6 protein-coding genes are annotated in these 8310 nt (G+C 68.1%); 5 read left to right on the forward strand and 1 reads right to left on the reverse strand.

The annotated features are described in order from the left end of the window. From VFY73_RS13705 to pyk, 4 genes are all read left to right on the forward strand, one after another. The coding region (locus tag VFY73_RS13705; protein ID WP_329719600.1) for a phosphoglycerate kinase at positions 1-1030 on the forward strand (1030 nt) is incomplete at its 5' end. 14 nt (positions 1031-1044) lie between these two features. Then, on the forward strand, positions 1045-2154 hold the full coding sequence (locus tag VFY73_RS13710) for a glycoside hydrolase family 5 protein (RefSeq protein WP_329719602.1): 1110 nt from the start codon (positions 1045-1047) through the stop codon (positions 2152-2154). Between the two features lie 106 nt (positions 2155-2260). After that, on the forward strand, positions 2261-4576 hold the full coding sequence (locus tag VFY73_RS13715; protein ID WP_329719604.1) for an NADP-dependent malic enzyme: 2316 nt from the start codon (positions 2261-2263) through the stop codon (positions 4574-4576). A gap of 80 nt (positions 4577-4656) precedes the next feature. Next, entirely contained in the window at positions 4657-6087 is a 1431-nt protein-coding gene (pyk, locus tag VFY73_RS13720; RefSeq protein ID WP_329719606.1) for a pyruvate kinase, read from the forward strand. 300 nt (positions 6088-6387) lie between these two features. On the opposite strand, the gene VFY73_RS13725 is transcribed toward pyk, so the two are convergent. Further along, positions 6388-7410 carry an STAS-like domain-containing protein gene (locus VFY73_RS13725; protein WP_329719608.1) on the reverse strand — a complete coding sequence of 341 codons (1023 nt, stop codon included), beginning with the start codon at positions 7408-7410 and terminating at the stop codon, positions 6388-6390. Positions 7411-7738: 328 nt separating this feature from the next. On the opposite strand from VFY73_RS13725, the gene VFY73_RS13730 reads away from it, so the two are divergent. Beyond that, positions 7739-8310 (forward strand): class II fructose-bisphosphate aldolase (locus tag VFY73_RS13730; protein ID WP_329719610.1); only part of this gene is annotated, 572 nt, incomplete at its 3' end.

Genomic DNA, 8310 nt, shown 5'->3' on the forward strand with positions numbered 1-8310 from the left:
CGGCGCCGCGGTGATGGTCACCAGCCACCTGGGCCGCCCGACCGAGGGCGAGTTCAAGCCTGAGGATTCGCTGCAGCCCGTGGCCGAGCGCCTGGCCGAGCTGCTGGGTCGCGAGGTCAAGCTGGTCGCCAACTGGGTCGACGGCGTCGACGTGAAGCCCGGCCAGGTCGTGCTGCTCGAAAACTGCCGCCTGAACAAGGGCGAAAAGAAGAACAACGAAGAGTTGGCGAAGAAGATGGCCGCGCTGTGCGACATCTTCGTGCACGACGCCTTCGGCACAGCGCACCGCGCCGAGGCCTCGACCTACGGCATCGCGCAGTTCGCGCCGGTCGCCTGTGCGGGCCCGCTGCTGGCCGCCGAGATCGACGCCATCGGCAAGGCGCTGGCCAACCCGAAACGGCCGCTGGTGGCGATCGTCGCCGGCTCGAAGGTGTCGACCAAGCTGACGATCCTGCAGGCGCTGGCCAAGAACGTCGACGGCCTGATCGTCGGCGGCGGCATCGCCAACACCTTCATGCTGGCCGCCGGCCTGAAGATCGGCAAGAGCCTGGCCGAAGCCGATCTGGTCAGCGAAGCCACCGCGGTGATCGCGGCGATGAAGACCCGCGGCGCCGACGTGCCGATCCCCGAAGACGTGGTCACCGCCAAGGCCTTCGCCGCCGACGCGCCCGCCACCGTCAAGGCCGCTACCGACGTCGCCGACGACGACCTGATCCTCGACATCGGCCCGAAGACGGCCGCCAAGCTGGCCGCACAGCTGAAGGCCGCGGGCACCATCGTCTGGAACGGCCCGGTCGGTGTGTTCGAGTTCGATGCCTTCGCCAAAGGCACCGAAACCATTGCCCGCGCGATCGCCGACAGCGATGCATTCAGCATCGCCGGTGGTGGCGACACGCTGGCCGCGATCGCCAAGTACGGCATCGAGAAGGACGTCGGCTACATCTCGACTGGCGGCGGCGCCTTCCTCGAGATCCTCGAAGGCAAGACACTGCCGGCCTTCGAAATCCTGGCCAAACGCGCAGCCGCCTGACCGAGGCGGCGCCGGTGAGCCGCCGCTGCGTTCGATTCGTCGTTATCGGCTGCCTGGCCGCAGCCGTTGGCTGGGCGGCGGCTGATCCACCCGGTACCGGCGTGCTGGGCGTGCAGAACGGTGGCCGCCAGCTGCTGCGCGACTGCAAACCCTGGGTGCCGCGAGGCCTGTCGTTTTTCGGCCGTCTGGTGCCGAGCAAACGGCAAGCCGACCCGAGCACCGGCGCTGCGCGCGAGCGCTATGGCGCGACGGCGATCGAGCTGGCGCGCGCCATCGGCGCCGATGTGATGCGGCTGCAGATCGGCCAGCCCTTTCTCGACCCGCAGTCGCCCGAGTACGACAAGGACTATCTCGGTGAGGTGAAGGACGCGGTGGCGCAGGCCCGCCGCGCTGGCTTCAGCGTGATCCTGTCGCTGCAGTGGGAAGGGCGCACAGGCGTCAAGCCGGTCGAGATGTTGCCCAAGGCGTCGGCCCTGCGGGCGTGGACGACGGTGGCGCCCCACTTCGCCAGCGACCTCGGCATCGCATTCGAGCTGTTCAACGAACCAGCCAGCCCGCCCGACCCCGGCCCTGGCATCTGGGAAGCCTGGCGCGCCGGTCACCAGATGCTGATCGACGCGCTGCGCAAGAGCGGCGTGCGCAACCTGCTGATCGCCGACGGCCTGCGAGGCGCGCAGCGGCTGGACGGCGCGCCGCCGCTGAACGACCCCATCGGCCAACTGGCCTATGCGGTGCACCCCTACTTCGGCTCGGAAGACAACTCACCCGCCGGCTGGGACCGGCGTTTCGGCCGTTTCGCCGCCAGCCACCCGGTGATCGTCACTGAGTGGGGCCATGCCGCGCGCCACTGCGAACGCGGCAATGCCGATACCGCCGAGCAGTTGTTGGGCTACCTGGCGGAACGGCGCATTGGCGTCATCGGCTACGGCGTCGACGAGGTCCACAGCCGCCTGGTGCGCTGGCAGGGCGACAAGCCGGTCTGGTCCAGCTACAAGAACCGCCCGTGCCATGGCGCCGCTGCTGGGCCGGGCGAGCTGTTGCAGGCCTGGTTCGACAAACAGGCCCGCGAGGCGGCCCGCGCCGCGGCCGTGGCGCCTGCGGCTTGCGAACGCCCGGTGCGCTGAGCGTTGTGCCGCCGCCGCGATCGCGGCTTTCCACATCGGCCATGCCACGTTAGGCTGCTACGCTGGGCACAAGACCTGCAAGCAAGCCCCGCGAGGAGACAACACCATGGCGACCCCCCTGACCCCGGCCGAACAGGCCTTGCGCGACGCTGCGCTCGAGTACCACCGCAGCCCGACGCGCGGCAAGATCGCCGTCACGCCGACCAAGCCCCTGTCGAACCAGCGCGACCTGTCGTTGGCTTATTCACCGGGCGTTGCGTACGCGTGCCTGGCGATCGAAGAAGATCCGAAGCTGGCGGCCGACTTCACCTCGCGCGCCAACCTGGTCGGCGTGGTGACCAACGGCACCGCGGTGCTGGGCCTGGGCAACATCGGCCCGCTGGCCGGCAAGCCGGTGATGGAGGGCAAAGGTTGCCTGTTCAAGAAGTTCGCCGGCATCGACGTGTTCGACATCGAGCTGGCCGAGAACGACCCCGACAAGCTGGTCGAGATCATCGCCGCGCTCGAGCCGACGCTGGGCGGCATCAACCTCGAAGACATCAAGGCGCCCGAGTGCTTCTACGTCGAGCAGAAGCTGCGCGAACGGCTGAACATCCCGGTCTTCCATGACGACCAGCACGGCACCGCGATCATCTCCAGCGCCGCGCTGATCAACGGGCTGGAGCTGGTCGGCAAGAAGATCGGCGAGGTCAAGCTCGCGGTGTCGGGCGCTGGCGCCGCCGCCATTGCCTGCCTGGACCTGATGGTCAGCCTGGGCGTCAAGCGCGAGAACATCTTCGTCGTCGACTCGAAGGGTGTCGTGCGCGAGGGGCGAGGTGACACGCTGGACGTGTCCAAGCGCCGTTATGCGCAGCACACCCATGCCCGGACGCTGGCCGACGTGGTCGACGGGGCGGACGTGTTCCTCGGCTGCTCGGCCGCCGGCGTGTTGACCGGCGAGATGGTCAAGACCATGGCTGCCAAGCCGATCATCCTGGCGCTGGCGAACCCCGAGCCCGAGATCCGGCCCGAGATCGCGAAGGCCGCGCGGCCCGACTGCATCATCGCCACCGGCCGCTCGGACTACCCGAACCAGGTCAACAACGTCCTGTGCTTCCCGTACATCTTCCGCGGCGCGCTCGACTGCGGCGCGACGCGCATCACCGAGGCGATGAAGCTCGCCTGCGTGCACGAGATCGCGGCGCTGGCCAAGGCCGAGACGAGCGATGAAGTGGCCGCCGCCTATGCCGGCAAGGAGCTGAAATTCGGCCCCGACTACCTGATCCCGACGCCGTTCGATGCGCGACTGATCCTGCGCATTGCACCGGCAGTCGCGCTGGCCGCGGCCGAGTCGGGCGTCGCGACACGGCCGATCACCGACCCGCAGGCCTACCGCGAGCAGCTGACCAAGTACGTCTACCAGACCGGCATGTTCATGCGTCCGGTGTTCCTGGCGGCCAAGACCCAGCCGGCACGCGTGGTCTACGCCGAGGGCGAGGACGAGCGGGTGCTGCGTGCGGTGCAGGTCGTCAAGGATGAAGGGCTCGCAAAGCCGATCCTGGTCGGCCGACCCAATGTGATCGAGATGCGCATCGAGCGCGCCGGCCTGCGGCTGAAGGCCGGCGTCGACTTCGAGCTGGTCGACCCGGAAGACGACCCGCGCTACCGTGCCTGCTGGGAGGACTACCACCGCCTGATGGGCCGTGACGGCATCTCGCCCGAGGCGGCCAAGGCAGCGCTGCGCCGGTCGAACACGCTGATCTCGTCGATGCTGGTGCGTCGTGGTGACGCCGATGCGCTGCTGTGTGGCCTGGTCGGCCGCTTCGACCACCACTTCGACCATGTCAAGAACGTGCTCGGCGCGCGGCCCGGCTCCGGCACGATGGCGACGATGAACGCGCTGATGCTGGAGCAGCACACGCTGTTCATCGCCGACACCTTCGTCAACGAGGAGCCCACCGCCGAGCAACTGGCCGAGATCGCGCAGATGGCGGCCGAGGAGGTACAGCGTTTCGGCATGCCGGCGAAGGTGGCGTTCCTGTCGCACTCGATGTATGGCTCGTCGACGCGGGCCTCGGCCAAGCGCATGCGCGCGGCGCGTGAGCTTTTCGTGCAACGCTGCCCTGGCATCGAAAGTGACGGCGAGATGCAGGGCGACGCGGCGTTGTCGGAAACCATTCGCCGCGCGGTGTTGCCCGACACCACATTGAGCGGCGCTGCCAACCTGCTGGTGCTGCCGAACATCGACGCTGCGAACATCCTGTTCAACGTGCTGAAGGTGACCGGTGGCCACGGCGTGACGGTGGGGCCGATCCTGCTCGGTGCGGCGGCCACGGCGCACATCCTGACGCCCTCGGCGACGATGCGACGGGTCGTCAACATGACCGCGTTGGCGGTCACCGACGTGGCGGCGGCGCGGGCTTCGGCACATGGCGCTGAATAGCCACGTAATCGCTCGGTAACCGAAAACGCGGCGGGCTGCCGATAATCGCCTGCTGCATTGACTCCGGAGAAGCCCCCACCATGTCCCGTGCCACCAAGATCGTCGCCACCCTCGGCCCAGCCTCCAGCGAGGTCGATGTGTTGGAGCACTTGCTGCGCGCCGGTGTCGACGTGGTGCGACTGAACTTCAGCCACGGCAAGGCGCAAGACCACATCGACCGGGCCAACCTGGTGCGCGAATGCGCCGCTCGGGTCGGCAACCCGGTTGCGCTGATGGCCGACCTGCAAGGCCCGAAGATCCGGGTCGGCAAGTTCGCCGAAGGCAAGGTGATGCTGGAAAAGGGCGCCCGCTTCGTGCTGGACGCCGGCCGCACCGAGTTGGGTGACCTGGAAGGCGTGGGCCTGGATTACAAGGAGCTGCCGCGCGACGTGAAGCCCGGCGACACGCTGCTGCTGAACGACGGGCTGATCGTGTTGACGGTCGACCGTGTGCTGGGCGAGCAGGTGCACACGCTGGTCAAGATCGGCGGCGAGCTCTCGAACAACAAGGGCATCAACAAGCAAGGCGGCGGCCTGACCGCGCCGGCGCTGACCGCCAAGGACATGGAAGACATCAAGACCGCGATGAGCTTCCAATGCGACTACCTGGCGGTGAGCTTCCCGAAGAACGCGACCGACATGGAAATGGCGCGCCAGTTGGCCAACGTGGCCGGCGAGCCGTGGCGCCACAAGCCGGCGATGATCGCCAAGATCGAGCGCAGCGAAGCCATTCCGCACCTGGAAGCGATCCTGCGCGCCAGCGACGGCATCATGGTCGCGCGCGGCGACCTGGCGGTCGAGGTCGGCAACGCCGCGGTGCCGGCGCTGCAAAAGCGCATGATCCGCATGGCGCGCGAGATGGACAAGATCGCGATCACGGCGACGCAGATGATGGAGTCGATGATCCTGGCGCCGGTGCCGACCCGCGCCGAGGTCAGCGACGTGGCCAACGCGGTGCTCGACGGCACCGACGCGGTGATGCTGAGCGCCGAGACCGCCGCCGGCCGCTACCCGGTCGAGACTGTCGAGCACATGGCGCTGATCGCGCTCGAAGCCGAACGGGCCGACGAAGTGCGGCTGGAGGCCGACTTCACCAACAAGCAGTTCGGCCGCATCGACCAGTCGATCGCGATGGGCGCGCTGTTCACCGCCCACCACCTCGGCTGCAAGGCCATCATCGCGCTGACCGAGTCCGGCTCGACGGCGCTGTGGATGAGCCGGCACAACATCAAGGTGCCGATCTACGGCCTGACCAGCCAGGTTCGCTCGCAGTCACGCATGGCGCTGTACCGCAACGTGCGGCCGATCTTGATGCCCAACTACACCGACCGCGACCAGGCACTGGCCGAGGCCGAGCGGTTGCTGGTGAAGCGCGGCGTGTTGAAGCCGGGTGATACCTACGCGATCACGTGCGGCGAGCCGATGGGTTACCCCGGCGGCACCAACATGCTCAAGGTTTGCCGCGTCGGTTGACTTGACCAGGCCCGCGCGCAGCGTCGGGCCCATCAAGCGGCGTGCGCGGATCCGGCTTGGCCGGTCCGCTGCGCGAGCCTCTCCGGGAGCACCTGACCGGCCCGCGCGCAGCGCCGGGCTCTTCAAGTGGCGTGCGCGGATCCGGCTTGGCCAATCCGCTGCGCGAGCCCCGCCGGAGGCACTTGACCAGGCCCGCGCGCAGCGCCGGGCTCTTCAAGTGGCGTGCGCGGATCCGGCTTGGCCGGTCCGCTGCGCGAGCCCCCTCGGGGGGCAGGCCCGGGAGGGCCGTGGGGGCCTTATTTACGCCGCCTGAGCCAGCTCGATCATCGCGTTCACACGCGGACCGGCGTTCTTCACCACCAGTTGCACAGCGGTCTGGTTACGGCCGAAGACGCGGAACAGCTCGTCGGCAAAACCTTGGCCGATGTGCTCGATGCCGGTGAAGTCCAACTCGGCTTGCTTGAACTCGGTCAGGCGCGCGGCCACACGACGCGCCTGGGCGCGTGATTCGAGCCCGGTGTCTTCGTTGACGATCAGCCGCAGCGGCAGGGTGGTGCACTCGATCGAATAGCCTTGGGCGTCGATGCTGGCCGAGCGCATCACTTCATCCAGCGTGCGGGTCGTGTCCAGTGCGATCGCCAGGTAGATGGCGCTGCCTTGCTGTTGCTTGACGGCGCGGGCCTGCTTCCAGCTGCGCGGGTCCCACTCACGGTGTTGGAAGGCGACCGTGTTGGCGTGCAGGTCGAAGATGTCGGCCAGGCGCGAGGTGAAGTACAGGCCACGGCCGGTGTGGCGATCGGGCGCGCTGGTCAGTTTGCCTTTGGAGAGCTCCAGCATCGCCATCGCCGGGTCTTCGATCTCGAAGCCCTCGCGGATCTTGTCGAACAGGCCGCGGCCGTCGTCCGACACCAGCAGCTGCAGGTGCGCCGGCGTCTGGCGCATCGACACGGTGACGAACTGGCCTTCGCTGTGGTCGATGGCGTTGTTCAGCAGTTCGGTGAACGCGTGCTGCATCAGCTGGCGCACGTTTTTTGGCATCTCGAAATGGGGCGCGAAATCGCGCGACCAGGGCAGGTCCTCGTTCAGGCCGGCGAGCGGGTACCGCTGCACGATCTGGCGCAGCCGGCCCGGTGAATAGCGGGCCCGCCGGCCTTCGCCGCTGGCCTGCAGCCACCCCAGGCCGACCAGCTGCTTGACCAGGCTGCGAGCCTTGCCGATGCCGCAACCGGCGCGCGCGGCCACCGCCTTGGCGAGGTCGGCCGGGTGCTCTTCGGCGACGCGGGTGATCCAGGTGGTGACTTGAGCCAGTTCGATGCGGGCCATGGTGGACTTTCGTGACAGCGAGGAGGGCGGGCCGCGGCGGTCGCGAATCCCGGGTTTCCAGGCTCACAGTGTTGGCCGATCGCGCGCAAACTGGAGCCGGATAAGCGGTGGCTTTCCGGCCCAGTTCCGAACCGGGAAGGCCGCTACGGCTTGGCACGCGTGCTGCTTGTCACGCCCCAAGTTTGTGGAAAGGCTGAAAAGGGGCGCTCGGTAGAATCCGCCGAGTTACGGCGCGATTACATCGGCCCGGCTCCTGCTTGCCTTGTGACGGCAGCGGCCCGGCCCGCCCGGCGCCGGGGCCTGTTTTTCAACTGCAGTGAGGAAGACCATGCCTCTCGTTTCCATGCGCCAGCTGCTGGACCATGCCGCCGAAAACGGCTATGGCATCCCGGCTTTCAACGTCAACAACCTGGAACAGGTCCAGGCCGTGATGACCGCCGCGGCGGAAGTCGGCGCGCCGGTGATCCTGCAAGCCAGCGCCGGCGCCCGCAAGTACGCCGGTGAAGCGTTCATCAAGCACCTGATCCAGGCGGCCGTCGAAGCCTGGCCGCAGATCCCGCTGGTGATGCACCAGGACCACGGCCAGAGCCCCGACATCTGCCGCGGCGCGATGGCACTGGGCTTCGGCTCGGTGATGATGGACGGCTCGCTCGAGGCCGATGGCAAGACCATCGCCAGCTACGACTACAACGTCGACGTGACCCGCAAGGTCGTCGACATGGCCCACGCCCAGGGCGTGACGGTCGAAGGCGAACTGGGCTGCCTGGGCTCGCTCGAGACGATGCAGGGTGACAAGGAAGACGGCCACGGCACCGACGCGGTGATGACGCACGACCAGCTGCTGACCGACCCCGAGCAGGCGGCCGACTTCGTCAAGCGCACCCAGCTGGACGCGCTGGC

The sequence above is a fragment of the Ideonella sp. genome (genome assembly GCF_036277275.1).
In the GTDB taxonomy this organism is placed as follows: Bacteria; Pseudomonadota; Gammaproteobacteria; order Burkholderiales; family Burkholderiaceae_C; genus Ideonella.